Raw genomic sequence first — 26,434 nt, 5'->3', positions numbered from 1 at the left:
GTGACTATAGCCTAGAGCGAGCGCGCCATGAGGACCGCATCCTCGCCGGTGTCCGAGTAATAGCCACGTCGCCGCCCCACGGCCTCGAAGCCGAGATCCTCGTAGAGCCGCCTTGCTCCCACGTTGGACGGCCGGACCTCGAGCGTCGCGCGGCGGCATCGCCGGCCCTTGGCCCCGTCGAGGAGGTGCGTGACGATCGCGCGCCCGACTCCGCTCCGCCGCTCGATGGGAGCGACCGCGACGTCGTTGATCATGAGCTCGCCGGCGACGAGGTACGCGCACGCGAAGCCGACGACCGTCCCGCCGCGCCGCGCGACGACGTTCCACGCGCGCGGGTTCCGCTCGATCTCGTGGCGGAAGTTCTCCTCCGTCCACGGCGTGTCGAACGACGCGCGCTCGATGGCGAGAACGTCGGGAAGCTCCGCAATCGTCATCGAGTCCACGCGGAGCGCGTCCTCGCTCACGGGCGTGGCAGCTTGGCGTCCGGCGGGCGCACGTAGAGAGGGGTGAAATCGACGTCGCCGGCATCCGCTCGGAGCCGCGCCGCGATCCGTGCTGCGCCTGCGGCCACGGAGGTCGCTCCGCGCCCGATCGGATCGCGATAGCCCGCCGCGCGGAGCGCCGTCGCATGGCGCTCCGCCCCCGGCCCGAACACCACGGAGGCGCCGCCGTCGAGCGCCGTCTCGGGCGCCGCGACCCACGGCTCGGAGAGCGCGCACGGCGGCGTCGAGGCGGGGTCGAAGCGCGCGCCGTACACCTCGCCGCGCCCCGCGTCGAGGAGCGGGACGCGGTCGTGCGGCGCCGGCCCGAACGCCTCCGCCATCGCGTCGAGAGTGCCCACCCCGAGGCACGGCCGCCCCGACGCGAGGCCGAGGCCGCGCGCCAATCCCATCGCGACGCGGATCCCCGTGAACGAGCCCGGCCCTCGAGCGGCGACGTACGCGTCGAGCGAGCTCTTCGGCCACCCTGCGACCGAGAGGAGCGCCTCGACGATCGCGAGCGCGTGCGCCGCGTGGGAATCGTCGACGCCGAGACCGATCTCGGCGACGAGCCGCGGGCCGCCGGCGGACGTCTCGACGAGCGCCGCGCCGCCCCACCAGGTCGACGTGTCGATCGCGAGGAGCCGCATCATTCCGTCGGTGCTTCGCGCTCCGGGCCGGCGGTCTCGAGGAACGCGAGAAGCTCGTCCTCCACGTAACCACGATCGACGTCGAACGCGATCCCGATCTCGAAACGATCTCGCTCGCCCGATGGGACCTCCTCGAGGCGGACGACGCGGCCGCGCAGCGTGAGGGGGCGGATGCCCGTGTCGCGATCGGCGCTCTCGAGCCGGATCTCGACCTCCTCCCCGACGTCGAGCGGCTCGGGGCTCGCGAACAGGATGCCGCTCCGGCTGAGGTTGCGCACGTGGGCCGCGCCGGCGTCCTGCGGTGCCAGCACCTCGATGTCGCAGCGACGCGAGCGCAGGTCGAACCGGAGGAAGCGCCGCCGCTCGGCGCTGTGGACGACGATGGCGTTCTTTCCCGCGGCCTTCGCCTGATACAGGGCCTGGGCCGCACGGGCCATGAGCGCCTCCGCGTCGAGCGCGTCTTCGGGATACGACGCCACACCGCCCGAGACGGTGAGGTCGGCCGGCCGGCCGTTCGCATCGCGCTTGCGGAAGTGCGCCTCGAGCTCGCGACGGAAGCGCTCCGCGACGAGGAACGCGCCGTTCCGATCGGTCTGCGGGAGGAGGACCGCGAGCTCGTCCTCGCCGGGATGCGCCGCGAGATCGATGTCCCGGATCTTGTTCCCGAGCACCATCGCCGCCTCGCGCAGCAGGCGGTTGCCGACGAGGGTTCCCGCCCGCTCGTTGACCGCCGCGAAGCCGTCGATGTCGAACAGGACGACGGCGACCGGATGACCGTAGCGCTTGGCCCGCCGGAGCTCGCTCTGGACCGCCGAACGGAACGGACGGTCGGTCGAGAGGCCGGTGAGATCGTCGATTCCCCCGGAAGCGGACCGCTCCATGGCGACGTCGATGAGGGTCGGCCGGGCGAGACGCCGGTTGACGTTGATGAAGTAGTCGAGGACCGCCGTCCTGAGTCCCGCATCGCGCCCGAGCGCGAGCGAGAGGCCGTGCCGGTGCTCGAGGATCGCTTCCCAATGCGCGCGCGCCTCGTCCTCGTCGAACGCGAGCCCCGTCAGGAGGAGGAGCAGAGCCGCGTGCGCGAGGATCCCCGTTTCGCGGCCGATCCCGTCGAGCCTCGCCAGGAGACGCTCGGCGTTCTGGGAGTCCTCCGCGAGCAGGCCGAGGAGCTGGTCCTTGAGACGCACCGCGTCTTCGCGTGTGATCAACGGCGGGCCCGCCGGCCGGCGCGAGAGAGAGGACGCGCGAGCGAGACGTGCTCCATCACGCGCTCTTCCGCGACCGGATGATCGAACGCGATCCCGGCGGTGGTGCCGTCGACGCGCGTCACGCGCCCTTCGACCTCGAAGCCCGCGCTCCATCGCAGCGCGACGGGGTCGTCGACGCCGAGACCGGCCGCGCCGGCGACGAGCGCGCCGGTCCGGCTGACGTTGACCGCTTGTGCGCCCGGCGACGCCTTCGTCGCCAGCGTGACGAGCGCCGTCGCTTTGAGGGGAAAGCGGAACGCGCCGCGCTTCTCGCGATGATGGACGCAGACGCGATTCCGTCCCGCGCGCTTCGCGCCGTAGAGCGCCTCGTCGGCGCGGGCGACGATCTCGACCGCGTGCAGGCCGTCGTCCGGGTAGGTCGCCAGGCCGCACGAGATGCTCAAGGCGACCTCGTGGCCGCCGACGCCGCGCTCGGAGAAGGCACGCGCGATCCGACACCGAATCCGCTCCGCGACCGCGAAGCCTCCGACCCGCGGCGTCTCCGGGAGCACGATCGCGAACTCCTCTCCGCCGTACCGGCTCGCGACGTCCGCCTCGCGGACGGCGTGGCGCAGGACCTCCCCGGCCCGCTCGAGAACGAGGTCGCCGAGGAGATGGCCGAATGAATCGTTCACGACCTTGAAATGATCGAGGTCCGCCATGACGACGGTCAGGGGCCAGCCGTAGCGGCGGCTCCTGCGGATCTCGCGGTCGAGCGCTTCGTCGAAGACGCGGCGGTTCGCGAGCCCGGTCAGAGGATCGGTCCGCGCCGAGCGCTCGGTTTCCTCAAATTCTTCCATCTCGACGATCTTCGGGTTCGCATACCGCTTCTCGACGTTCGACAGATAGTCCATCGCGGCGACGCGAATGCCCGGGTCCCGCCCCAGCGTCGTCACGAGCGCGGCTCGGTGGTCGAGGACGTGCTCCAGGAGGTGCTCGGCCTCCGCATCGTCGAGGTCGAGCTGAAAAAGAACCTGAACGGCGCTGGCGAACGCGGGAGCCGTCTCGAACTCGCGGAACGACCGGAGGCGAGCCACCCAAACCACCGGGTCCGGATGATCGTCGGAGAGGAGATGGAGGAGCTTGGTGCGTGCCCGCTCGCCCAAACGCGGCGCTTCCACGACCAGCCCCTTCCCGGCCGCGAGGAGCGGCCGTAAGATCGGTCGCGGATCCTAGCACGGTGCCGGGAAACTTTTTCGAGCGCTGCCGCGTACCAATGGGTGCGGAGGGGCGAAGGTGACGAAATCCAAGTCGGGATTAGGCGCGCTCAAGAGCACGACCGCGGATCTCGCGGGACTTCCGGACGAGCGGCTCGTCGACGAAGCGCTCGCGGGCGACCGTGACGCGTTCGGCGCGCTCGTCCTCAGACATCAGCGAGGCCTCGTCAACTACATCTTCCGGCTCGTCGGCTCGCGCGATCTCGCGATGGACCTCGCGCAAGAAGTCTTCATGAAGGTCTACGTGTCGCTCGACTCGTTCGATCCGCGTTACCGCTTCACGACGTGGCTCTACCGGATCGCGAGCAACAGCTCGATCGACCAGCTCCGGCGGAAGCAGCCGCGGACCCTTTCGCTCAGCGGGCCGTCGGCCGAGGAAGACGCCGCGGCGCCTACCCTGGCCGGCAGCGATCCGACCCCCGACGACATGCTCCGCCTGCGCGAGCTCGAGGCGCGTCTCGATGCCGCGATCACCGAGCTGCCGGTGTCGTACCGCCAGCTCATCCTCCTCCGGCACCGGCAGCATTGCCGCTACGACGAGATCGCGCGGATCACGCGCCTTCCGCTCGGCACCGTCAAGAACCGCATCTTCCGCGCCCGCGAGATCCTGAGGGCGCAGCTCTCGGACCTCCTCGATGCGGAGGTGACGTCGTGAGCCGCTGTCGTTCACACCGGAGCCTGATCGTCGCTTCCCTCGAGGGCGAGATCGCTCCCGCCGATGCGCTGCGCCTTGCGCGTCATCTTCATGCGTGCACCGCGTGCCGGATCGTCATGGCGCGCGAATCCCGCCTCGCCGGCGCGCTCGACGACCTCGGCGATCCGGTCGAGGTGGACGAGCGGGTCTTCCAGGCCGTGATGGCGGCGCTCCCCGATCGCGCCCCGTGGCCGAGCCCCTTGGCGCGGAACGTCCGGCGCGGGCTCAAAATCGCTGGCTCCGCGAGCGTCGTCGTCGGTGCCGCGGCGCTTGCCGCGCGCCTCCTGCCTTCGCTGCGGTTCGATCTCGCGACGCCGTCGCTCCCCCGCTTCACGCCGGAGGAGACCGACGGCTGGCTCTCGCTCTTCGGCTCGGCGGCGCAGTGGGTCCGGGTCACCGCGCAGTCGCTCGCGTGGGTGTCGGCACCCGAGACGTTCAGCGCGAGGACGGTCGGTGTTCTCTCGCTCGAGGCGGCACTCCTCGGCGCCGCCGCGTTCCTCGCCGTCTCCGGGGCCCTCGTCGTCGCGTCCCGCGCCGGCTCCCGGGCGTCCTGAGCCTCAGGCGAGGTTCGACCGCAGCTCGTCCTCCTCGATCCCCGCGCGCTCGGCGGCGAGCGACGCGTCGCCGTTCGCCTCGCGCAGCGCTCTCCTGACGAAGTAGCGTTCGAACGCCCTCCGGCCCTCGGCCAACGACGCGAACGGTCCGTAGAGGTCCTCCGCCGGCGCCGCCGCCCCGGTCAGCTCCGGCGGCAGGTCCTCCAGACGGACGGCGTCCCCCGGTGCCAGGAGGAGAAGACGCTCGATCACGTTGCGGAGCGCGCGTACGTTCCCCGGCCACGCGTAGCCGACGAGAGCCGCGGCGGCGTCAGGGGCGAGCCGGCGCTCCGGCCGCCCGTACTCGCGAGCCAGCTCTTTCATGAACCGGAGCGCGAGAGGTCCGATGTCCTCCCGCCGCTCGCGGAGCGGTGCCAGGACGACCCGAAGCACGTCGACCTGGGAGCGCAGAGGCTCGACGAGGTCGACGGGGTCCGTTGCGGCCGACGCGAGGACGCGCACGTCCGGATGCGACGACATCCACGACGCGACCCGGGCTTGAAGCTCCACCGGCAGCGCGTCGACGTCCTCGAGGAAGAGCGATCCCCGCTCGGCGATCGCGAGACGCCCGGGGGAGTTCCCGCCTCCGAACAGCGCGGCGCCGCCCGTCGCGGCGTCGAGCGCCCCGCACGGGACGTGAACGAGCGCCTGGTCGCTGCGGACGCTTCCGGAGTGGATACGCCGTGCGACGGTCTCCCGGCCCGTTCCCGGCTCACCGCAGACGAGCACCGGTGCCTCGGACGCGGCCGCCGCGTCGGCCGCCCGCCTGACGCGGCGCGCCGCTTCGCTGTCGCCGAGGATCTCGGTGTCGCGCGCGAGCTGCGCCAGGAGCTGCCGGTTGCGACGCTCGAGCTGCCTTTGACGGAGCGCGTTCCTCACGACGACGAGGGTCTTCTCGAGCGACAGCGGCTTCTCGACGAAGTCGAACGCACCCGCTTTCGTCGCCTTGACCGCGGTGTCGATCGTGCCATGGCCGGAGATCATGACGACCTCGGCGTCGACTCCCTTGGCGCGCAGGCGCGCCAAGGTCTCGATCCCGTCGATCCCCGGCAGCCACACGTCGAGGAGCAGGGCGTCGTACGCGCCGTCCTCGGCGGCACGCGTGCCGTCCTCGCCGGTGCCGACGGCGGTCACCTCGTACCCTTCGTCCTTGAGGATCGCCTCGAGCATCGACCGGACGCCAGGCTCGTCGTCCACCACGAGAATCCGCTCACGCGCCATCCGCCGTCCCCCTCGTCGCCTCGCGCACCGCCCCCTCGCGCTCGAGGCGGCTCACGCCGGGCAGCTCCACGACGAACCGAGCGCCGCCCCCCGGATTGTCCTCGACCCGGATCGTGCCGCCGTGCTCGACGACGATCCGCTGCACGATCGCGAGGCCGAGCCCCGTTCCGCGCGGCTTCGTCGAGAAGTACGGGATGAAGAGCTTCTCCCGGAGCACCGACGGCACTCCGGGGCCGCGATCGGCGATCTCGACCCGCACCGATCCCTCGCGCGGTCCCGGTCCCGCCGCCACCTCGATCGGGCCGTTCCCGTTCATCGCGGCGACCGCATTGTCGATGAGATTGATGAGCGCCCGCCGGATCTGATCGCGATCGACGCGGACGGTCCCGAGGGCGTCGTCCAGGTGGACCGCCCACGCGATGCCGGGATGCACCCGGTAGAGATCGACGACCGACCGCACGATCGCCGCGAAGTCGACCGGCTCCGGATTCGGCGCCGGCATCCGCGCGTACAGCGAGAACTCGTCGACGAGCGACTTGAGGCCGGTGACCTCGCGCTCGATCGTCGCCGTCGCGTCGTGAACGACCTCGCCGAGATCGTTCGCACCGTCGTCCCACTTCTTGCGCAGGCGCTGCGCGGCGAGCTGGATCGGCGTGAGCGGGTTCTTGATCTCGTGCGCGATCCGCCGCGCGACCTCACGCCACGCCGCCGCCCGCTGCGCCTCCAAGAGGTCGGTCAGGTCCTCGATCATGACGAGGGTCCCGAGGTCGTTCCCGGCGCTCCCCTTCAAGGGCGAGACGTGGACGGTCACCGCGATCGAGGAGCCGTGGCGCTCGAGGAGAAGCTCGCGCCTCAGGGCGGGCGCCCCGCGCGCCGAGAACTCGTCGAGAAGGGCGGCCAGAGGATCGAGCCCCGCGTCGCGACAAGCGCCGACGAAATCGTGGCCCGCTTCGAGCGAGAGACCGAGCATCGACGACGCCGCGGGGTTGGCCGTGCTCACGACGCCGAGGCGGTCGAGCGAGACGACCGCGGTCGAGAGCTGCGCGACGAGGGTCTCGATGTAGCGCCGCCTCTCGTCGAGCGCCGCGTTGCTGCGCCGGAGCTCGGCGGTGTTCCGCGTGATGACCTCGCGGCTCTCCTGGAGCTGGCCCGCCATCTCGTTGAACGCCTCGACGAGCTGACCCACCTCGTCGCCGACGTTCGTCAAGACCCGCACGCCGAGGTTGCCCTCCGAGATCTCGCGCGAGGCGGCCGCCATCTGGCCGAGCGGAACGGTGATCCGCCGCGAGAGGTAGAAGCCGATCCAGGAGGCGACGAAGACGATCGTCAGCCCGACGAGGGCGATGAGCGAATAGTAGAGACGGAGGAGATCGCGCCGGTCCTCGCGGAACTGGAGGTACGCGCGCTCGGCGGCGTCGATCTCGCTCGCGCGGTTCTCTAGGGAGGGCCGGACGATCGTCCCGACGACCGCCGCGCGGTCTCCCTGGGACGCGCCGAGCGGCGCTGCGGCGATGAGGAGCACGTTGCCCCGAAGCGGCACCGAATCGAACGACGCCGAGGCGGTCCGCGCCGCCGCCGTCCCGAGCCTCAGGACCGCGGCCCGCACATTGGCCGCCACCTCGGGAGCCTCGATCCGGTCGGCCGCGTCGAACGCGTCGAGTCCGCCCTTCGCCGTGAGCGCGACGAGGTCGTACCCCTCGCGCTGGCGCCAGTGGATCGCCGCGACGCGGCGCGCGTCGCCGCCGTGTTCCGGCACCGTCGCGAGATCCGAGGCGAGCAGGCGCGCGTGGTCGACGAGGCGAGTCTCCTCCCGCCGCCCGGCCTCCTTGACGATCTCCTTCGCCTGGCGGCTAACCCCTTCGACGGGGGTGCGGAGGAGCCCTTCGACCGTCTGCTTGATGAACGCGCCCGCGCCGAACGAGAGGAGGAATGCGGGCACGAGAACGAGCGCGAGAAAGAAGAAGACGAGCTTGGTCCTCAGGCGCGCGCCGAGGATCCCGCGCTTGCGATCGACGATGAGACGGACGAGGTTGCGGATGAGGATCCCGGCGAACGCGAGCGAAAGGACGACGATCGCGAGCGTCAGGACCCAGAGGAACTGGCGGCTGCTCGCCATCTCCGGCCCGGCGTCCGCGAGCCGCAGGCTCGAGCGGTAAACGCCGAAGAGGATGGCGAGCGCGAGGAGACCCGCCGCGCTCCACTGGACGGTGCGGCGGACACTCTTTTTCACTACGGCGAGGTCTCCGCCGGAAGCTCGCTCGCGGGCGCGAGGTACCAGGAGCCGGTGGATGCGGCGATGGCGCGCGCGAGCCGTGCGTGGAGGTCGTGCCCCGCACGGTAGGCGACGACGTGACCGAGGAGCGGATGGCCGAGGAGCGAGAGATCGCCGGTGAGGTCGAGCATCTTGTGCCGGACGAACTCGTCGGCGAAGCGGAGCGGCGGGTTCAGGATTCCCTGGGGCCCGACGACGACGGCGTTCTCGAGCGATCCGCCGAGGGCGAGCCCGCGCTTGCGAAGCGCCTCGACCTCGTGCTCGAAGGTGAACGTCCGCGCCGGGGCGAGCTTGTCGTCGAACTGGTCGGCGCGCCACAAGGACGCCGTGAGCTCCTGGTAGCCGAGCGCGGGATGATCGAAGTCGATCGCGTAGGTGACGCGGTACTCGGCAGCCGGATGGACCGAGATCCGCTTGTCGTCGTGTGCCACGGTGATCGGCTTGACGACGTGGATGTACTCGCGCTCGGCGTCGAGCTCCGTGAGACCGGCTTCGCGGACGGCGGCGACGAACGGCCGGGACGAGCCGTCCAGGATCGGAACCTCGGCGGCATCGAGATGGATCTCGAGGTCGTCGACCTGGAGCGCGTAGAGCGCGGCCATCAGGTGCTCGATCGTGCTCACGCTCGCGCCGTCCCTCGCGAGGACGGTCGCATAGAAGCTCGGTCCCGCGTTGTCGAGGGTCGCTTCGATGCGCGCGCCGCCGAGATCGGTGCGAACGAACACGATGCCCGTGCCGGCTGCCGCCGGGACCAGGCGCATCCGGACGAGGGCGCCGGAGTGGAGGCCGACTCCGTCGATGCCCCGCTCGGAGGCGAGCGTTCTTCGCTTCGTCATCGCCGCTCCGTTGACCGTATCGCGGCCAGCATGGTACAAGAGCGGCGTCTTACGGGAACGGCCTGAGCCCGAGGTTCACGAGCCTTGCGGCACAGAATTCCCACGACAGATCGGGTTCCCCCGAACCGCCGGCCGATCAAGCTCGCCGGTGACGCACCCGCGTCCCAAGGGCTGCTGAGCCCGGCCGCGGCGGATGCCGTTCTCTTCCTCGAGGAAGGGGTCGGCCGCTTCGGTCGAGGCGACCTCGAAGGCGCCGTCGCCGCCTGGCGGACGGCGCTCCGGCACGACCCCGCGCTCGTCGAGGCGTGGTTCGATCTCGGGAACGCCGAGGACGCCCTCGGCGACGCTCAGGGCGCCGTCACGGCGTACCGGCGCGCGCTGGCGCTTCGTCCCGACCTCTTCGAAGCCTGGAACAACCTCGGGAACGCGTACGTGCACCTCGGGGCGCACGATGCGGCGATCGAGGCCTACGAGCGGGCGATCGCCCTCGAGGCCGAAGGCTACGAGTGCTGGTTCAACCTCGCGACGGCGCACGCCGGGCGTGAGGACTACGACGAGGCGGTGCGCTGCTTCCGCCGCGCGATCGACCTCGAGCCGGTTTCCTTCCAGGCTTGGTTCAACCTCGGATTCGCCTGCGCGGCGCGCGGCGACGCGGGCGGCGCGGTCGCGGCCTACGGGCGGGCGGCAGCGCTCGACGAGAGGTCGCACGAGGTCTGGTACAACCTCGGGAGCGCCCATCTCGACCTCGGGCGGGTGACGGATGCGATCGTCGCGTTCGACCGCGCGGTCACCCTCGACGTCTCCGACCACGAGGCCTGGAACAACTACGGTCATGCCCTCGTCCTCGCCGACCGCAAGCCCGAGGCCGCGCATGCCTTCCGTCGCGCGCTCGCGCTCGACCCTTCGTACGACGCTGGATGGAACAACCTCGGCAACGTCCTCGAGGGAGCCGGCCTCCTGGAAGAGGCCAAGGACGCCTACGCGCACGCGGTCGCGATCTCCCCGGACCGCGCCACCTACCGCTTGAACCTCGCCTCGGTGCTCGCGCGGGGCGACGACCCGCGCGCCGCCATCCAGCACCTCGCGCGTGCGATCCGCCTCGCCCCCGAGGTCAAGAGCCTTCTCGAAGGGTTTGCGGAGTTCGCGTCGTTGTTGGACGATGCCCTCCGCCAACCGACCGGCGAGAGCGGTTAAGATCCGCATGAGGTCCCCGACGATGAAAGGCGAAGACGCCACTCTCGAGCTTCTCGACCGCAAAATGGCGGAGCTCGCCAGCTTCCTCTCCCCCGGCGAGATCTTCCGCGCCCTCCTCGAAGGGGCGACCGCCGGCGCGCCGAAAACCTCCGTCTTCCTCCTCCGTGACGGGCGCTTCAAGGGCTGGAGCTCGATCGGCTATCCGGCCGACGCGGCCCGCCGCCAGCGTGACACCTCGCTCCCCTCGGACGACGGATGGCTCGCCGCGCTGGCCGCCGAAGAAGACGTCCGGTGGCGCTCTCTGGTCCACGGGGAAACGGCTCCCGCGTTCGGCCAGCCGCCGGCCGCGGAAGTCGTCGGCCTGCCCCTCCGCGTCTCGGGGAAGACCGTCGCCATCCTGGTCGCCGAGCGGGATGCAGGCGAAACACCCTGGTCGCCGGCGGCGCTCGCCGTCCTCTGCCAGGCGGCGCGCCTCCGGCTCGAGCTCGATCTCGCCTGGCGCCGCCTGAAATCCCGGGATGCCGCCGTGACCACGGCACCGGCGGAACGGCCTCCCGAGCCGGTCGCGGTCGTCGAGGAGCCGGTCGTCGCCTCCGTTGCGGCGGCGGCGGTCCCGGCCGCTGCCGCGACCGCCCTCGCGCCATGGGGCGGTGTCGCCGCGTCAGGCCCGGCCGAGAACGACCCGCGTCGCGAAGAGGCTCGCCGCTACGCGCGCCTGGTCGCCACCGACATCCGGCTCTACAACGAAGAGGCGGTCGTCCTCGGCCGCCGCCAGCGCGATCTGACGAGCCGCCTCGCCGAGCATCTGAAGCGCGGACGAGAGTCGTTCACGCGGCGCTTCCCCGATCTGGGCGCCGAAGGGGCGAAGCTCCTCGACGACGCCTACGTCCACGTGCTCGGCGGCGGAGACCCGACGCTCTTCTCCTGAGGCCGCCGATGCGCCGAGGACCGCTGATCGTCACAGGGATCCTCGTCCTCGCCGCCGCCGGCGCCGGAACGCTCTGGGTCGCCAAGCGCACCGTGCGCTGGAACGACGCCCGGACGATGCCGCCGCCTCTCGAGGCCGCGGTTCGCGCGTATGCGAAGGGCGACGACGTGGCCGGCACCGCGGACATCGCAACGTTCCTTCGTCGCTACAAGGCCCCGGCGTGGGAGCCGCGCGCGCGCGTTCTCGCGGCGGCCCGTCTCGCCGCGCGAGGGAAGGACGGTGAGATCGCCCGAGTGCTCCCGCGCGAGCTGCCGGAGTCGGAGCCGCTCGCCCCTCTCGCGCTCGTGCTCCGCGCGCGGGCGCTCCTCGCCGGCTCCGATGCGGATCGCGCCGGCGATCTCGCGCGACGCGCCTTGGCGATCCCCGGATTTCCATCGGGCGACGACGCGCGGCGGATCGTGGTCGCATCGGCGGTGGCCAAGGGGCGGTGGCAAGATGCGCTCCGCGTTCTCGATGACGCGAAGAGCGCGTCGGGGACGGTCGAAGCGGCCCGCCTCTTGGCCGCGAACGGCGATCCCGCGGGCGCCCGCCGCCGCCTCGCCGAGGCCGCGCTCGCGCCGATGTCCGCCGACGACACGGCGCTCGTCTTGACCGCCTTCCAGGAAACGGTTCCCGATGCGGCGGCACGCTTCGAGCCCGCCGATCGCCCGAAGCTCGTCACGGCGGCACGCCGGCTCGTCGAGGAGAACCGGACACAGCAGGCGTTGGATCTGCTGGCGCTCCCGTCACCGCCGACCCCGTCCGAGTCGCTGGCCGCGGGGGAGGCGTTCTTCAAGCTCGGCCGGACGGCGGAAGCGCGCGCGGCGCTCGTGCGCGCCAAGACCGGAGACGCCGGAACGAAGGACGGCGCGCGCTACCTCGAGGCGCGGCTCGCCGCCGACGCCGGCCGGTACGACCTCTACCGGAGCGCGCTCCAGACCTTGGGGCGCCAAGGGGCATCGCCCTGGCGCGAGCACGCGCTCCTCGATCTCGCGAAGGCCGGCGAGGGTGTCCCGAGCCCCGCGACCCTCGACGCCTACCGCCGCTACCGGCTCGCGGCCGGGGACGACGCCGACCCGCTCGCCCTCCTCCGGGAAGGGTGGGCCGCGTACGAGCTCGGCAAGACGGTGGACGCCGACGCCGGCTTCGCCCGCGCGCTCGCTAGGCCCGACGCCCCCGACGGCGTCAAGATCACCGCGCTCTACTGGCGCGCGCGGATCGCGGACGCGAGCGGCCGCTCCGCCGCCGCACGCGACGCATGGCAGCACCTCGCGGCCGATTACGGCAACCACTACTACGGGATCCTCGCGGCGAAACGCCTCGGCACGCCCGTACCGGCGGCCGCCGGCGATCTGGCCCCCCTGACGAATCCCGGTCGATGGCTCGCCGCCGGTCGCCAGCTCGCCTCGGTCGGACTCTGGGATGCCGCGTCGTCCTCGTATCGTGCGGCGCTCGACGGCGCCGACGACGCGGCGCGCATGACGGTCGCCTCCGAAGCGGCCACCGCGGCGCGCCAGGCGGGCTCGCTCGCGGACGCGGTGGCGTTCGCGCAGCGCGCGATCGGCGACCGTGACCGCGCACGCGTCGAGCGCGTTCCGGTCTCGCTCTGGCGCCTCCTCGCCCCCGCGCCGTCGGCCGAGGCGATCACCAAGGCCGCGAAGGAGTGCGGGCTTCCACCGGCGCTCCTCGCCGCGGTCGCCCTCCAGGAGAGCGCGTTCAATCCGCTCGCCGTCTCGTCCGCGGGCGCGCGGGGCCTCCTTCAGGTCATGCCCGCGGTGGGGGCCGAGCTCGCGGCGCGTCTCAAGATCGCCCCCTTCAAGCCGGACGACCTCTTCGACCCCGAGACCAATCTCAGGCTCGGCTGCGCCCATCTCCAGGACTACATCCGGCGCTTCGGGTCGGTCCCGCCGGGGCTCGCGGCCTACAACGGCGGCCCGGCGCGCGTCGAGCGGTGGTCGACCGCCCGCGCCGACGACGAGCGCTTCGTCGAGCGCATCCCGATTCCCGAGACGAGGATCTACGTCAAGCGCGTCCTCGCCGGCGCCCGTCTTTACGCGATCGCGTGGCCGAAAGGGCTCGGGGTCGAGTAGCCCGGTCCGTGACCCGATGGTAGATTCGCGCTTCTATGCGTGTCGCCGCGGCCACCGTGATGCTGGGGATCGCTTGCGTCTCGTCCCTGGCGGCGCCGGAGGGCGCCCGGCGGGGTGACTTCGACGTCGAGACCCTCGCCCCCGGCATGCGGGTCTACCGGAACACCGCCCCCGGGCTCGAGGGCACCAACTCGATCGTCGTCGAGCGCGCGGACGGCCTCCTCGTCATCGATGCGCAGCCGACGCCCGCGGCGGCGAAGGCGCTCCTCGCCGCGATCGCGACCGACCTCAAGAAGCCGGTCCGCTACCTCGTCCTCACGCATCCGCACCAGGAGGCGTGCGGCGGCGCGTCGGCGTTCCCGCCGGAGACGCTCGTCGTCGCCTCGGCGAGCGCGCGGGCGAGCCTCGAGGACAAGGATTTCGACGTTGGCGCCGAGTTCCGCGCGCGCGCCGCCGATCCGAGCGGCTGGGAGGAGCCGAAGCGCGTCCTTCCGGTCCTCTACGCGGCGGGGCCGTTCACGCTCGACGACCCGGTACGGAAGGTTTTGCTCTATCCGCTGCCGCACGCGCACTCTCGTGGCGACCTCTGGGTCGAGTTCCCGGGGACGGGGATCATGGCGATCGGCGGCTTGCTGGTCGGCGATCGCAACCCCTACGGCAAGGACTCCGACATCCGCGGATGGATCGGTGCCTTGAACGATCTCGTACGCGACGATCTCAAGTTCCTCGTCCCGACGAGGGGGCCGGCGCAGGACGTCGCCGCAGCACGCACGATGCGCGACACGCTCGCGTGGACGCGCGGCCGCGTGCAGGAAGCGTTCACCGATCTCGTGCCGCAGAAGGACATCGTCGATCGCGTCCTTGCGGACCCCGGCCTCGCGCAACGGTTCGACCCGGCCGCCAAGCCGTCGTTCGCGCGCACGATCGTGACGCAGGCGTTCGACGAGACGCTCGCCGACCGCAAGCGCCGCGGGCTGCCGGACTGAAACAACCTAACTAGTGCCTGTCCCCTTGTTTCTGGTCACGCGGTCCTTCGCCGCCTTGACCTTCGCCTTGAGCATGTCGAGAAGACGCCTCGCCCTGGGGCTGTGACTGCTCAGGACCGCGAGCCCCGCGAGGATCAGGAGGATCCCCTGCAGGCCGGGGAGCACGAGACCGACGATGCCGAGAGCGATGAGCCCGAGGCCGAGGGTCCAGTCGAGGACCTTCCTGAGCCGCGAGGCCGGTTTCACGGGGGAGGCCCGAGCCCTTCCTCCGACAACGCGCCCTCGAAGACGAAGCGCGCGTCACCGATGAGGATCGCCGACGACGGCCGCCGCGGATCGCCCGGAAGCTCGACGACGAGGGGGATCCCGCTCCGCGGAACGACGGTGACCCGTTCCCCCGCCCCCTGGATCCGCGCGAGAAGCGCGCTCGCGACCGCTCCCGAGCCGCACGCCAGCGTCTCGCCTTCCACGCCGCGCTCCCACGTGCGGACACGGACCGCCCCGCCGCTCTCCGTTTCGACGGCATCGATGTTGGCTCCCGCCGGCCCGAGCGACGGGTCGCGCCTGAGCGCCGGCGCGATCCGCGCGAGCGGCCACCTGTCGAGGCCCTCGACCCGGAGGACGACGTGCGGCACGCCGGCCACGATGAGCCGCGCGCGGTGCGCCGACCCTTCGGCATCGCGCAACACGATCTCGCCTTGATCGACGGGAGGCGGCAACACCAGGCGCACGCGATCGCCGTCCACTTCAGCCGCGACGGCACCGGCGTACGTCGCGAGGGTCATCGACCGGGGCGCCATCCCACGCGCCGCCGCGAAGCGAGCCGCGCAGCGTGATCCGTTGCCGCAGAACGCCTCGCCTCCGTCGGGATTGAAGAAGACGACCCGGACACCGCCGTCCTCGGGCCCGACGACGAGGACGCCGTCCGATCCCACGGACAGCCCGCGGCGGCAGACCCGCCGCACCCAGGACACCCGGTCCGTGATCGAGCCCCACGTGGACGCGTCGAGCACGACGAAGTCGTTCCCGGCTCCGGACATTTTCGCGAACGGGACCCCATGGCTCACGGTGCCCCCGCGGGCTCGGCGGCAACCGTCTGCTCGGACACGGCGGAGGGCTCGCTCTCGTTCGGCGGAGTGGCGCGATCGACCGCGGTGACGCGGTAGCGCACCTTCATCCCGGGCTCGACCGCCGCATCGAGGTACGAGGGCTGGTGCACGAGATCGCTCAGCTTCGTCCATCCGCCGTCGCCGACGCTCCGGTAGACGTAGTACCCGTCGAGGTCGGGCTCCGAGCCCGGGTTCCACAGGAGGCGCATCGCCTTTCCCTCCTGCACCGCGACGAGACCGGTCGGGGCCTTGGGAGCGAACTTGTCCGAGGCGTCGACGACCGCCGGCTGGGAGGAGACGCTCTCGCGGTACGGCGGCGCCGTCGCGGCCACCGTCCGCACGATGTACTTGTAGACCTTGCCGCTCGTCACCGTCGGGTCGAGGTAGGTCAGCGTCGTGAGCGGCTTCAGGTTCACGGGCCGCTCGGAGAGGAGTCCGTCGGACGGCCCGCGATAGACGTTGAACGTGGCATCGGCGGCTCCAGGTTGCGGCGCTTGCCAGCTCAAGCGAACGCCGTCGGCCGTCGCTTCGCCCTTCAGCCCGGTCGGCGGCTCGACCGGGCCCACGACCGGCAGGTCCTGCGCGACGACGAGGGGCGACGGCCGGTCGCGGTGGTCGCGGACGCGGACACCGTAGCGGAGGGTCCACCCGATGCCGTGATCGGCGAGGGCGCTCACCGTCGGGTCGGGGACGACGATGCGCGCGCCGGGCTTGGCGACGTCGGCGCCCACCTCCGCGACGACGGTGCCGCGGAAGCGGAACGCGTCGGGGTCGTTCGCCGCCGTCACACCCTTCGGATAGTCGACGCGGAGGATCTCCGTGCGCGCCACCTGCTGCGCCGGGTCCTTGCCCATCGGCTGAGGGACGGTGAACGCCACCTCGACGCCGCTCCCGAACTGCCGTGCCTCCACCGCTCCCGGGGCGCGTGGGCCGCGCGGCGTCGGAGGCCGGAGCGGCCCGGTCTTGCCGCACGCGCCGGCGACCACCACAGACGCGGCGGCCGCGAAGGAGGCCCATGAGGAAGCGATCCGCCGCATGGCGGCAGTTTAGCGTGGCGGGGCGCTTGGTACACTGGCGCCGGGAGGCTCCGATGACACTTCGCTCGTTCGTCTTCGCGCTCGCCGTCTGCTCGATCGCCGTCCCGTTTGCGAGCGCGGCGGCGACACCGGCACCGGCGAAGCCGGCCGCACCGGCCCCCGAAGTCTTCGAGCTCCTCATGAAGGGAACGGCCATCGGCACCGAGGAGGCCCGGCGCGTCGCCGGCGGGGAGCAGCAGACGCTGACGAGCACGCTCACGGTCACCCCTCCCGGCGGCGGCGAGGGCAAGCTCACGCAATCGGCGCTGCTCGCGAAGGATGGCCGCCTCAAAAGTTACGAGCTGAGCCTCGACGCGCAGGGCCAGCAGCTCGTCTTCAAGGCTGCACCGGCGGGCGACAAGTTCACGCTCTCGGTGACCCCCCTCGGCGCCGCCGAGCCGGCGAAGAGCGAGACGATCGACGCCAAGGGCCCCACGTACCTTCTCGACAACAACTTCGGCTCCCATCTCGACGTGCTGACGCGCAGCCTCGAAGGGCTCGGCGCCGATCAGGAGAAGGCGATCACCGCGGTCGTGCCGCAGGCCCTCCAGGCGTTTCCGGCCACCGTCCACCGCGGTCCCGACGGCTCCGGCAAGCTCGCGGGAAAGACGGTGGCGACGCGCAGCTACGCGCTCACGATCGCGAACGTGCGCGAGGAGCTCATCGCACGCGCCTCGGACGGCGCGCTCCTCCAGGCGACGGTCGCGATCCAGAACTTCGTCCTCCGCCGGAAGGGGTACGAGCCGGCGGCCGCCGCGGCCGCGGCGACGGCGCGTCCCGCCGGCGAGACGGAGACGACGGTCAAGAGCGCCGCCGGCGCGCTTCCCGCCGTCCTCACCGTTCCGAAGTCGGAGAAGCCGGTCGCCGGCATCGTCTTCCTCTCGGGCTCCGGCGCGCACGACGGCGACGAGACGATCGGGCCGAACAAGCCGTTCCAGGACATCGCGCGCGGCCTCGCGTCGCGCGGGATCGCGAGCTTGCGCTTCGACAAGCGCACCTTCGCCGTGCGCGATCCGGCGAAGCTGGGGACGATCCAGCTCAAGGAGGAGTACTACGACGACGCGCAGGTCGCTCTCGCGCAGCTCCGCGCGACGCCCGGGGTCGATCCCAAGCGCGTCTTCGTCCTCGGCCACTCCGAGGGAGCTTCGGTCGCGCCGCACGTCGCCGCGATCGACCCCGCGGTCCGCGGCGTCGTCATGCTCGCGCCCGCGGTGCGCCCCATCGACGAGCTCGTCATCGACCAGACCCGCTACGGCGCGAAGCTGACCGGCCGCACCGACGAGGAGATCGACGCCACCGTCGCCGACCTCCGCGAACGCTTCACCGCGATCCGCGACGCCTCGAAGACCGACACGCCCGCGTTCATGGGGGCGCCTCCGGCGTACTGGCGCGAGGTCATGGCGCTCGACGTACCCGCGATGGTCCAGAGTGTGAAGGTCCCGGTCCTCGTCCTCCAGGGCGATGCGGACATCCAGGTCCGGAAGGACCTCGACTTCGGCGCCCTTCAGCAGAAGGTGGGCACCGACGGCGGCCGCGTGACCTACCGGAGCTTCCCCGGCCTCAACCACCTCTTCATGAAGGTCCAGAAGGAGTCGACCGGCGCCGAGTATGGGATCCCGGGAAACGTCGACCCCGCCGTCATCCAGGCGATCGCGGATTGGGTCCTCGCCCACTGAGGAGGACAGCGCCGCGTCCTCGGCAGCGGACCGCTCCGTGAAAAGGGGCGTTCTTCCGGATTCCCGGTCTTGGCCCGGACCTCGCAATCGGTTTCCGCGGAAATCAACGTGGAGGACTGAGATGTACGCTCGATCCATTCACTCTCGTCTGCTCCGCTTCGCCGCGGCCTTGGCGATCCCGGCGCTCGTGCTCGGCATGTCGGCGTCCTCGGCTTCGGCAGCCCAGGGGCGCGGCGGCTATCACGGTGGTGGCGGCTATCACGGCGGTGGTGGCGGTGGCGGTGGCTGGCACGGTGGTGGCGGTGGCGGCTACCACGGCGGTGGCGGCTATCACACGGGCGGCGCCTATTACGGCGGCGGCTACGGCCACTCCCACGGCTACTACGGCGGCGGCTATCACGTGCACGGCGGCTACTACGGTGGCTACTACGCGCCGTACTACGGCCCGGTCGTCGTCGCGCCGCCGGCCTACTACGGCGGCTACTACGCGCCGTATTACGCGCCGGCGCCGGCCTATCCGCCGGCTCCGTACTACGGTCCGGCCCCTTACGGCGGCCCCCACTTCGGGATCGGCCTCAACCTGCCGCACGTCAGCGTGGGAATCGGTTTCTGATCCTCAGGGTGTGAGGTCGTCGACCGAATCGACGACGACGTCGGGGCGGACCGGAGAAGCGGCGAGGGTCTCTGCGCGAAACGCGGTGCCGCGTACGACGCAGGTCCGGCAGCCGGCCGCCGCCGCCCCGACGCAATCGTTCTCGATGCTGTCCCCGATCATGACGACGTCCGCGGCCGGCAGGCCGAGATCGGCGAGCGCCAGGTCGAAGAACGCGCGGGCCGGCTTCCCGACGACGATTGCCGCGGCACCGCTCGCCTGCTCGAGCGCCGCCACGTAGGCCCCCGCGTCGAGCACCCATCCCCGCTCGGGCCCCGCGTACCACGAGAGGTTCCGGTGCAGCGCGAGGAGGCGCGCTCCGTCGCGAAGCGCGCGGAACGCCGGGTCGAGACGGTCGGCGGTGAACCCTCGCCCGAGGTCGCCGACGACGACCCAATCCCCTCCCTCCTCGACCGCTTCGATCCCCGCGAAATCCGCGACGCACGCTTCGGGAACGAGGAGCTGCGCGCGGTGCGCGCCCGAGTCGAGGATCGTGCGCCTCGCGAGGAGCGCGGGGAGCACGATGTCACCGGCGCGCACCCGCAGGCCGTCGTCCGCGAGCGCGCGCACGACGTCGGCGCGCGACCGCCGCGACGTATTGCTGCAGATCTTGTACGGGAGGGCCCTGGCGTGGAGCCGGTCGAGGAACGCCGCCGCGCCGGGCACCGCTCCGCGCCCCACGTCGACGAGCGTGCCGTCGATGTCGACGAGCGCGCCGATCGCCTCCCGGATCCATGCCATCCCGAGCCCACCGGTCCCCGCATGAGGACCGCACGAGTTTAAGCGGAAAACCCCGCTTCGGCCTAGAACGGCGCCGGCTCAACCCTAGCTTTTCGCGGTCAGCGCGATCCTCGCGTCGACGATGAACGAGCGCTTGCGGTCGCTCGTCACGATGAGCGGGTTGAGGTCGAGCTCGGCGAGGTCGTCTTCGAGGTCGCCGACGAGCTGGGAGAGGCGGAGGAGCGACTCCTCGAGGAAGGCGAGGTCGACCGGAACGTCGCCGCGCGCGCCGGCGAGGAGCGGGAAGCCCTTGATGCGCTCGATCATCCCGCGCGCGGTCACGTCGGTGAGCGGGTGGATGCGGATCGCGACGTCCTTCATGACCTCGACGAAGATGCCGCCGAGACCGAACATGAGGACCGGCCCGAACTGAGGGTCGCGCGTCATGCCGAGGATCGTCTCGCGGCCGCCCGTGATCATCGGCTGGACCTGTACACGGATCTTCGGGTCGGCCTTGCGGAGGCGGCCGACGAGATCGCGGTACGCCTGGCCCACCTCGTCCGCGTTCCTGAGATCGACCTTGACGCCGCCGACGTCCGACTTGTGCGAGATGCGGGCCGACGACGCCTTCAAAACGACCGGGTAGCCGAACTCCTGCGCGGCGTCGATCGCCTCGCCGGCCGAGGAGGCGAGCGCCGATGGCGCCAGCGCCAGGCCGTACGCGGTGAGAACCTCGCGCACCTCGTCGGCGGCGAGCATCGTGCGGCCCGCGCGGCGAGCGGTGGCGATCGCCTTCTTCGCGCGACGCGGCTCCGCCTTGTACCTCACCGTCTTACCGGCCGGGCGGTCGCGCAGCTCGCGGTAGCGGGCGAGGCCGACCATCGCCGCGGCGGCATCCTCGGGGAACCGGTAAACCGGCACGCGCCGGTCGCGCAGCCACGCGACCCCTTCCGCGCTCCGCTGCTTGCCCATGAAGACCGAGAGCACCGGCTTCGTGCCGTCGGCGGCCATCGCGATCGCGCCCGCGACCTCGTAGGCGTCGATCATGATCGGCGAGACGAAGATCGCGACGATCCCGTCGACGCCGGGATCCTTCTTCACGAGGTCGAGCGCCGCGCGATAACGCGCGGCGTCCGCCGACGCGATCATGTCGACCGGGTTCGCGGTCGACGCCTCCGGCGGCAGCGCCTTGGCGAGCGCCTTCCGGGTCTTCGGCGCGAGCTCGGCGAGCGTGAGGCCCGCCCCGATGAGGGCGTCGGTGCAGAGGATCCCCGGGCCGCCCGCGTTCGTCACGATCGCGATGCGGCCGCCCTTCGGGACCGGCTGATTGGCGAGTGCCTGCGCGAGCGAGATCATCTCCTCCATCGACGAGACGCGGAGCACTCCGCACTGCTCGAGGAGCGTGTCGGTGGCGGTGTCGAGCGCGACGATCGAGCCGGTGTGCGACGAAGCCGCCTGCGCCCCGCGCGCCGTCCGGCCCGCCTTCACGGCGACGATCGGCTTCTTGCGCGTGATGCGGCGCGCGATCGTCGTGAACCGCCGCGGGTTGCCGAACGACTCGAGGTACATGAGGATCGCCTGGACGTCCGGATTGTCCTCCCAGTACTCGAGGAGGTCGTTGCCGGAGACGTCGGTCTTGTTCCCCATCGAGACGAACATCGCGACGCCGAGACCGTTGTCGGCGGCGTCGGCGAGGATCGCCTCGCCGAGCGCGCCCGACTGCGAGACGAAGCCGACGTTCCCGCGCACCGGGACGGTCGCCGCGAACGTGGCGTTCAAGCGGACGTTCTCCTCGGTGTTGACGACGCCCATGCAGTTCGGGCCGACCATCCGCATCCGGTACTTCCGCACCGCCGCCTTGAGCGCCGCCTCGAGCGAGCGCCCGTCGCCGCCGATCTCCTTGAAGCCCGCCGTGATGACGACGAGGCCGCCGACCTTCTTCCGGCCGCAAGCGTGGACGACCTCGAGGACCTTTTCCTTCGGAACGGTGACGATCGCGAGATCGACGGGACCGGGGATGGCGCCGATCGACGGATAGCACGGGATCGAGTGGATCGACGTCGCGCCTGGATTGACCGGATAGACCGGCCCCGTGAACTCGAACCCCGCGAGGTTGGCGAGGATCTCGCGGCCGATCGTGTGCGGGCGGCGCGAGGCGCCGATCACCGCGACCGAGCGCGGGCGGAAGATCGGATCGAGCGAGGGACGGTCGGTTTTCGCCATGAGCGGCGTACGATACCAAGAGCGGCGCTATCCTTCGCTCCTGATGAAGAGCGAACCGGTCTTCAAAAATGCCATCGTCCGTCCTCCCACGCCGAACTTCGCCGACGGCCTGACGACGGCGGGGCTCGGCGCGCCCGACTTCGCCCGCGCGCTCGAGCAGCACGGACGCTACGCCGGGGCGCTCGCGCACCATGGTGTGGCGGTCGTGACCGCGGCGCCCGACGCGGCATTCCCCGACGCGACGTTCGTCGAGGACGTCGCCGTCATGACGCCGGGAGGCGCCGTCCTCATGCGGCCGGGGGCGAAGAGCCGCGCCGGCGAGGTCGCCTCGCTCCGGAGCACCATCGCGTCGTGCGTCCCGATCGCCGGAGCGATCGAGGCACCCGGCTCGGTCGACGGCGGCGATGTCTGCGCGGCGGGCGAGACGTTCTTCATCGGCCTCTCGTCGCGCACGGACGAGGAGGGCGCGCGCCAGCTCGGCGAGATCCTGGCGCGCCAGGGGTTCGCGGTGCGGATCGCGGACGTGCGGCGAGCGGACGGGCTCCTCCACCTCAAGAGCGGCATGGCGTGGCTCGGCGGTCGGCGCCTGCTCGCCGTCGACGCGCTCGCCCGGGATCCGGCGTTCGAGGGGTACGAGAGGGTCACGGTGCCCGATGACGAGACGTATGCCGCGAACGCCGTCGCCATCGGCGGCCGTGTGCTGCTCGCCGGCGGATTCCTGAAGACGAGGCGCGCGGTCGAGGCGGCCGGCCTCGAGGTCGTCGCCCTCGACATGTCGGAGTTCCAGAAGATGGACGGCGGCCTCAGCTGCCTGTCGCTCCGGTTCTGAGCGCGCGATGAGCATCGCGGTCGTCGGCGTGGGCGGCGCGGGAGGGTACTTCGGCGCGCGTCTCGCGCAGGCGGGCCACGACGTCGTCTTCATCGCGCGCGGCGCGCATCTGGCGGCGATCCGCGATCGCGGTCTCACGCTCGTCACCGACGATGCGACGACCGTCGTGAGGCCGAAGGACGCCACCGACGACCTCGCTTCCATCCGGGACGCGCAGGTCGTGATCCTCGGCGTGAAGTCGTGGCAGGTCGCCGCCGTCGCCGCAGGGCTCGCGCCGGTCCTCGGCCGGCGCGCCGTCGTCGTCCCGCTCCAGAACGGTGTCGAGACCGTCGACCGCCTCACCTCGGCGCTCGGCCTCGACCGCGTCATGGGCGGGCTCTGCGGCACGATCACCCGCGTCGACGGCCCCGGGCGGATCGTGAGCGTCGGCTCCACGAACTTCATCCGATTCGGCGAGCTCGACGGCCGTGTGCGTGCGCGCACGCGCCGCCTGCGTCAGGCGTTCCGCGATGCCGGAATCTCCGCCGAGATCCCCAAGGACATCCACGTCGCGCTGTGGCAGAAGTTCCTCTTCGTCGTACCGGTCGGCGGCGTCGGCGCCTTCGCCGACGCCGATCTCGGCACGATGCGCGGTAGCCCCGAGCTCTGGGCGATGCTCGAGGGGGCGATGCGCGAGATCTTCGAGCTTGGCCGCGCGCGTGGGGTCGCGCTCCCCGACGATGCCGTGGCGTCGGCGCTCGCCTTCGTCTCCGGACTTTCTCCCTCGGGAACGTCCTCGCTGCAGCGCGATATCGCCGCCGGCCGGCCCTCGGAGCTCGACGACTGGACGGGCGCGGTCGTCCGGATCGGAGACGCGCTCGGCATCGAGACGCCCGTCCACGACCGGATCTACGCGAAGCTCGCGCCGAAGGAGGCGGCCGCCCGCATGGGGTGACCTACGTCGGCGTCGCGGGCTGGGACTATCCCGATTGGGCCGGGATCGCCTATCCCGCCACCGCGCATCGCGGCTTCGACCGTCTGTCGTGGCTCGCGCGGTTCGTCGACGTCGTCGAGATCAACAGCACGTTCTACCGCCCCGCGTCGCCGAAGACCGCCGAGTCGTGGGCGAAGCGCGGCGCGAAGCGGTCCGGCTTCCGCTTCACCGCGAAGGCGCACCGCGCGTGGACGCACGAGCCGTGGGACGACGCGGCGGCCGTCGTAAGGCCGACGTTCGAGGGATTGGCCCCGCTGCGCGCGTCGGGTCTCCTCGGTGCGCTGCTCGTCCAGTTCCCGCAGTCCTTCCACTGGACGGAAACCAATCGCGGGAGGGTCGGCCGCCTCGTCGACGCCGCGTCCGGCTGGCCGGTCGTCGTCGAGACGCGCCATGTCTCGTGGGACGACGATGCCGCCGCCGCGTGGATTCACCGCCTCGGCGCCGGATGGTGCGTCGTCGATCAGCCGCGGATGTCGAGCACGGCACCCCCGCGGCCCCGCGTGACCTCGGAAGTCGGGTACCTGCGCCTGCACGGACGGAACGCGGCGAACTGGTTTGCCGAGGACGCGGGCCGCGACGCGCGTTACGACTACCTCTACGCCGAGAGCGAGCTCGGGCCGCTCGCGGAGACGGCACGCGGCATGAGCCGGTCCGCGCACGCCGTCTACGCGATCGCGAACAATCACTTCCGCGGGCAGGCGCTCGCGAACGCGCTCCAGCTCAAGCATCTCATCCAGGGGGTCGTGCCGGAGGTGCCGCCGGAGCTTGTCGCGGCGTATCCCGGCCTCGCCGCGATCACGAAGACGGCGCACGACCGGTTGTTCTGACCTATTCCGTCTTCGGCTTCTTCGCGTCCTGCTTCGCTTCGTCGGCGAGGAGCTTCTGGGCCATCGAGGCGTATTTGCTGCGCGGGTACTCGTTCATGACCTGATCGAGCCACACGCGGCCGCCCGCGGTATCGCTGGCATGGGTCATGGTCCATCCGAGCCAGTAGTAAACCTTGTCCTTCGCGCGGTAGGTCGGATAGGTCTCGAGCAGATGCTTGAAACGCTGAGCCGCCGCGGCGTACGCCTGTTTCGTGCGGTAGAAGGTGCCGACGACGAACTCGTGCTCGGCGAGCACGTCCTGGCCCTTGCCGACGAACTGGCGCGCGGCGCGGCCGTACGGCGACTGCGGCCAGCGCTTGTCGATCTCCGCGAAGTCGTCGATCGCCACCCGGGTCTGCGCCTGGTCGCGCGCCGCCGTGTAGATCTGCTTCACCGAGCACATGCCCGCCTGGAACTGCGCGTAAGGCGCGCGCGGGTGATCGGCGTAGAGGGTCACGAAATCGAGGTACTTGGAGCGCGCCTCGATGAGCGAGAGATCGTCGCCGAGGTAGTACGTCGCGTCCGCGAGGCCGAGACGGACGAGCGGCTCGTACGTCGGACGCTCGGCCTGCGTGAACTGGATCCCCTGGAGAAGGTTCTTCGCCTTGCGGAGCTGATGGCGCGCCATCGCGTCGTCGGCGCGGGCGAGGGTCTGCTCCGCGGTCAAGACCTCCGCCGTCGACTGGGCCTTCTTTTTCTTGCCGGCGCACCCTGTGATCGCAATCGAAGCGAGCATGACGCAGGCGATCGTTCGTCTCGTCATGCACTCCCCAGCCGCGCCCGCACCGACTCGGGGATCCTCATCGGACGGCCGTCGGGGCCGCACGCGGCGTGGACCGTGAACCCGGTCGCGAGGAGCGTGCCGTCACCGGCGCGCCGCACGGCGTACTCGAATCGCACGCGGGCTCCTTCGGCCGCCGTCAGGCGGGTCTCGATCTCGATCCGCTCGTCGTAGCGCGCCGACGCCTTGTAGGCCGCGCCCGCCTCGATGACGGGGAAGAAGACCTCGTCGTCGTCCTCGAGGGCGCCGTAGGCGCATCCGGCCTCGCGCATGAGCTCGGTGCGGCCCAGCTCGAACCAGACGAAGTAGTGCGTGTGGTGCGCGATCCCCATCCGGTCGGTCTCGGGGTAGCGGACGCGTGTTCCGGTGATCGAAACGCGGATCGGGGCGGCGGTCGTCTCAGACACGGCGCGCCTGCTCCGCGACGGCGGCGGCCCGCCGGACGAGCGCCGACGTCGCGCCCCTCGCGTCCGTCGTGCCGAAGATCGCCGAGCCGGCGACGATCATGTCGACGCCGGTCGCCGCGACCTCGTCGACGTTCTCGAGAGTCACCCCGCCGTCGATCTCGATCCGCGTGGCGAGACCTTCGCGATCGATCCACGCGCGGAGGCGCCGGACCTTGTCGAGAACCGGCCGGATGAGCTGCTGGCCGCCGAAGCCGGGGTTGACCGACATGAGCAGGACGAAGTCGGCCGCCGGCAGGATCTCGGTGAGGGAGTCGAGGGGCGTCGCCGGGTTCAGGACGACGCCGGCCTTCCGCCCCGCGGCCTGGATCGCGCGCACGGTGCGCTCGAGATGCCGCGCGACCTCGACGTGGACCGAGATCATGTCGGCTCCGGCCTCGGCGAAGGCGTCGATGTAACGGTCGGGCTCCTCGATCATCAGGTGGCAATCGACCGGGAGCTGCGTGACGCGCCGTACCGCCTTCGTCACCGCCGGCCCGATCGTGATGTTCGGAACGAAGTGGCCGTCCATGACGTCGACGTGGATCATCGCGGCGCCGCCGGCCTCGGCGTCTTTGATCTCCGCGCCGAGGCGCGAGAAATCGGCCGACAGGATCGACGGTGCGATGACGGCGCCCAA

26 protein-coding genes are annotated in these 26,434 nt (G+C 71.5%); 11 read left to right on the top strand and 15 right to left on the bottom strand.

Going from position 1 to position 26,434, the window contains the following annotated elements; translation table 11 throughout:
• Positions 1-11: 11 nt before the first annotated feature.
• Genes rimI through VFV19_11985 form a run of 4 tightly spaced genes read right to left on the bottom strand, consistent with a single transcriptional unit; the run spans position 12 to position 3,497 of the window.
• The gene (gene rimI / locus VFV19_12000) at positions 12-464 is read right to left on the bottom strand and encodes a ribosomal protein S18-alanine N-acetyltransferase (GenBank protein ID HEX4825024.1); all 453 of its coding nucleotides are present in this window, start codon (positions 462-464) and stop codon (positions 12-14) included.
• Positions 461-1,132, bottom strand: coding sequence for a tRNA (adenosine(37)-N6)-threonylcarbamoyltransferase complex dimerization subunit type 1 TsaB (tsaB, locus tag VFV19_11995; protein ID HEX4825023.1), 672 nt, complete (start codon positions 1,130-1,132; stop codon positions 461-463). Before tsaB ends, rimI begins: the two co-directional genes overlap by 4 nt.
• Complete coding sequence (locus VFV19_11990; GenBank protein ID HEX4825022.1) at positions 1,129-2,337, bottom strand: diguanylate cyclase; 1,209 nt, start codon at positions 2,335-2,337, stop codon at positions 1,129-1,131. The genes tsaB and VFV19_11990 overlap by 4 nt, the downstream gene beginning before the upstream one ends.
• Entirely contained in the window at positions 2,334-3,497 is a 1,164-nt protein-coding gene (locus VFV19_11985) for a GGDEF domain-containing protein (protein HEX4825021.1), read from the bottom strand. The genes VFV19_11990 and VFV19_11985 overlap by 4 nt, the downstream gene beginning before the upstream one ends.
• A gap of 115 nt (positions 3,498-3,612) precedes the next feature.
• Between VFV19_11985 and VFV19_11980 the strand changes: the two genes are divergently transcribed.
• Both VFV19_11980 and VFV19_11975 read left to right on the top strand, forming a co-directional pair.
• A complete protein-coding gene (locus tag VFV19_11980) occupies positions 3,613-4,248 on the top strand; it encodes a sigma-70 family RNA polymerase sigma factor (GenBank protein HEX4825020.1) in 636 nt (211 codons plus the stop codon).
• Positions 4,245-4,841 carry a zf-HC2 domain-containing protein gene (locus tag VFV19_11975; protein ID HEX4825019.1) on the top strand — a complete coding sequence of 199 codons (597 nt, stop codon included), beginning with the start codon at positions 4,245-4,247 and terminating at the stop codon, positions 4,839-4,841. The genes VFV19_11980 and VFV19_11975 overlap by 4 nt, the downstream gene beginning before the upstream one ends.
• A gap of 3 nt (positions 4,842-4,844) precedes the next feature.
• On the opposite strand, the gene VFV19_11970 is transcribed toward VFV19_11975, so the two are convergent.
• Genes VFV19_11970 through lpxC form a run of 3 tightly spaced genes read right to left on the bottom strand, consistent with a single transcriptional unit; the run spans position 4,845 to position 9,209 of the window.
• Entirely contained in the window at positions 4,845-6,101 is a 1,257-nt protein-coding gene (locus VFV19_11970) for a sigma-54 dependent transcriptional regulator (protein ID HEX4825018.1), read from the bottom strand.
• The gene (locus tag VFV19_11965) at positions 6,091-8,331 is read right to left on the bottom strand and encodes an ATP-binding protein (protein HEX4825017.1); all 2,241 of its coding nucleotides are present in this window, start codon (positions 8,329-8,331) and stop codon (positions 6,091-6,093) included. The genes VFV19_11970 and VFV19_11965 overlap by 11 nt, the downstream gene beginning before the upstream one ends.
• Positions 8,331-9,209: a UDP-3-O-acyl-N-acetylglucosamine deacetylase gene (lpxC, locus tag VFV19_11960; GenBank protein HEX4825016.1), complete on the bottom strand. Its 879-nt coding sequence runs from the start codon at positions 9,207-9,209 to the stop codon at positions 8,331-8,333. The genes VFV19_11965 and lpxC overlap by 1 nt, the downstream gene beginning before the upstream one ends.
• A gap of 84 nt (positions 9,210-9,293) precedes the next feature.
• Here lpxC and VFV19_11955 point away from each other — a divergent pair, with 84 nt between their 5' ends.
• The 4 genes from VFV19_11955 to VFV19_11940 are packed head-to-tail and all read left to right on the top strand — an operon-like array spanning position 9,294 to position 14,446.
• Positions 9,294-10,403: a tetratricopeptide repeat protein gene (locus tag VFV19_11955; GenBank protein ID HEX4825015.1), complete on the top strand. Its 1,110-nt coding sequence runs from the start codon at positions 9,294-9,296 to the stop codon at positions 10,401-10,403.
• Positions 10,404-10,425: 22 nt separating this feature from the next.
• Complete coding sequence (locus VFV19_11950) at positions 10,426-11,331, top strand: hypothetical protein (GenBank protein ID HEX4825014.1); 906 nt, start codon at positions 10,426-10,428, stop codon at positions 11,329-11,331.
• 8 nt (positions 11,332-11,339) lie between these two features.
• On the top strand, positions 11,340-13,460 hold the full coding sequence (locus tag VFV19_11945) for a transglycosylase SLT domain-containing protein (protein HEX4825013.1): 2,121 nt from the start codon (positions 11,340-11,342) through the stop codon (positions 13,458-13,460).
• Between the two features lie 35 nt (positions 13,461-13,495).
• Positions 13,496-14,446: an MBL fold metallo-hydrolase gene (locus VFV19_11940; GenBank protein ID HEX4825012.1), complete on the top strand. Its 951-nt coding sequence runs from the start codon at positions 13,496-13,498 to the stop codon at positions 14,444-14,446.
• A 6-nt stretch (positions 14,447-14,452) separates the two neighbouring features.
• On the opposite strand, the gene VFV19_11935 is transcribed toward VFV19_11940, so the two are convergent.
• Genes VFV19_11935 through VFV19_11925 form a run of 3 tightly spaced genes read right to left on the bottom strand, consistent with a single transcriptional unit; the run spans position 14,453 to position 16,592 of the window.
• Positions 14,453-14,692 carry a PGPGW domain-containing protein gene (locus VFV19_11935; protein HEX4825011.1) on the bottom strand — a complete coding sequence of 80 codons (240 nt, stop codon included), beginning with the start codon at positions 14,690-14,692 and terminating at the stop codon, positions 14,453-14,455.
• Positions 14,689-15,513 carry a diaminopimelate epimerase gene (gene dapF, locus VFV19_11930; protein ID HEX4825010.1) on the bottom strand — a complete coding sequence of 275 codons (825 nt, stop codon included), beginning with the start codon at positions 15,511-15,513 and terminating at the stop codon, positions 14,689-14,691. Before dapF ends, VFV19_11935 begins: the two co-directional genes overlap by 4 nt.
• Positions 15,510-16,592, bottom strand: coding sequence for a hypothetical protein (locus VFV19_11925; protein HEX4825009.1), 1,083 nt, complete (start codon positions 16,590-16,592; stop codon positions 15,510-15,512). The genes dapF and VFV19_11925 overlap by 4 nt, the downstream gene beginning before the upstream one ends.
• 53 nt (positions 16,593-16,645) lie before the next feature.
• Here VFV19_11925 and VFV19_11920 point away from each other — a divergent pair, with 53 nt between their 5' ends.
• Positions 16,646-18,307: an alpha/beta fold hydrolase gene (locus VFV19_11920; protein ID HEX4825008.1), complete on the top strand. Its 1,662-nt coding sequence runs from the start codon at positions 16,646-16,648 to the stop codon at positions 18,305-18,307.
• 121 nt (positions 18,308-18,428) lie between these two features.
• Complete coding sequence (locus tag VFV19_11915) at positions 18,429-18,920, top strand: hypothetical protein (GenBank protein ID HEX4825007.1); 492 nt, start codon at positions 18,429-18,431, stop codon at positions 18,918-18,920.
• 3 nt (positions 18,921-18,923) lie between these two features.
• Here the strand turns inward: VFV19_11915 and VFV19_11910 are convergent, their stop codons facing one another.
• Together VFV19_11910 and VFV19_11905 are read right to left on the bottom strand one after the other, a co-directional pair.
• On the bottom strand, positions 18,924-19,700 hold the full coding sequence (locus tag VFV19_11910; protein ID HEX4825006.1) for an HAD hydrolase-like protein: 777 nt from the start codon (positions 19,698-19,700) through the stop codon (positions 18,924-18,926).
• A gap of 84 nt (positions 19,701-19,784) precedes the next feature.
• Positions 19,785-21,902, bottom strand: a complete 2,118-nt coding sequence (locus VFV19_11905; protein ID HEX4825005.1) for an acetate--CoA ligase family protein — start codon at positions 21,900-21,902, stop codon at positions 19,785-19,787.
• A gap of 43 nt (positions 21,903-21,945) precedes the next feature.
• Between VFV19_11905 and VFV19_11900 the strand changes: the two genes are divergently transcribed.
• The 3 genes from VFV19_11900 to VFV19_11890 are packed head-to-tail and all read left to right on the top strand — an operon-like array spanning position 21,946 to position 24,531.
• The gene (locus VFV19_11900; GenBank protein HEX4825004.1) at positions 21,946-22,731 is read left to right on the top strand and encodes a hypothetical protein; all 786 of its coding nucleotides are present in this window, start codon (positions 21,946-21,948) and stop codon (positions 22,729-22,731) included.
• Between the two features lie 7 nt (positions 22,732-22,738).
• A complete protein-coding gene (locus VFV19_11895) occupies positions 22,739-23,665 on the top strand; it encodes a 2-dehydropantoate 2-reductase (GenBank protein HEX4825003.1) in 927 nt (308 codons plus the stop codon).
• A complete protein-coding gene (locus tag VFV19_11890; protein HEX4825002.1) occupies positions 23,662-24,531 on the top strand; it encodes a DUF72 domain-containing protein in 870 nt (289 codons plus the stop codon). Before VFV19_11895 ends, VFV19_11890 begins: the two co-directional genes overlap by 4 nt.
• 1 nt (position 24,532) lies before the next feature.
• Here VFV19_11890 and bamD read toward each other — a convergent pair whose 3' ends face one another.
• The 3 genes from bamD to rpe are packed head-to-tail and all read right to left on the bottom strand — an operon-like array spanning position 24,533 to position 26,434.
• Positions 24,533-25,333: an outer membrane protein assembly factor BamD gene (bamD, locus tag VFV19_11885; GenBank protein HEX4825001.1), complete on the bottom strand. Its 801-nt coding sequence runs from the start codon at positions 25,331-25,333 to the stop codon at positions 24,533-24,535.
• Positions 25,330-25,758, bottom strand: a complete 429-nt coding sequence (locus tag VFV19_11880) for a thioesterase family protein (protein HEX4825000.1) — start codon at positions 25,756-25,758, stop codon at positions 25,330-25,332. Before VFV19_11880 ends, bamD begins: the two co-directional genes overlap by 4 nt.
• Positions 25,751-26,434: a ribulose-phosphate 3-epimerase gene (gene rpe, locus VFV19_11875; GenBank protein ID HEX4824999.1), complete on the bottom strand. Its 684-nt coding sequence runs from the start codon at positions 26,432-26,434 to the stop codon at positions 25,751-25,753. The genes VFV19_11880 and rpe overlap by 8 nt, the downstream gene beginning before the upstream one ends.

The organism is Candidatus Polarisedimenticolaceae bacterium (genome assembly GCA_036275915.1).
In the GTDB taxonomy this organism is placed as follows: domain Bacteria; phylum Acidobacteriota; class Polarisedimenticolia; order Polarisedimenticolales; family DASRJG01; genus DASRJG01.
This window is presented reverse-complemented; position numbering and strand designations above follow the sequence as displayed.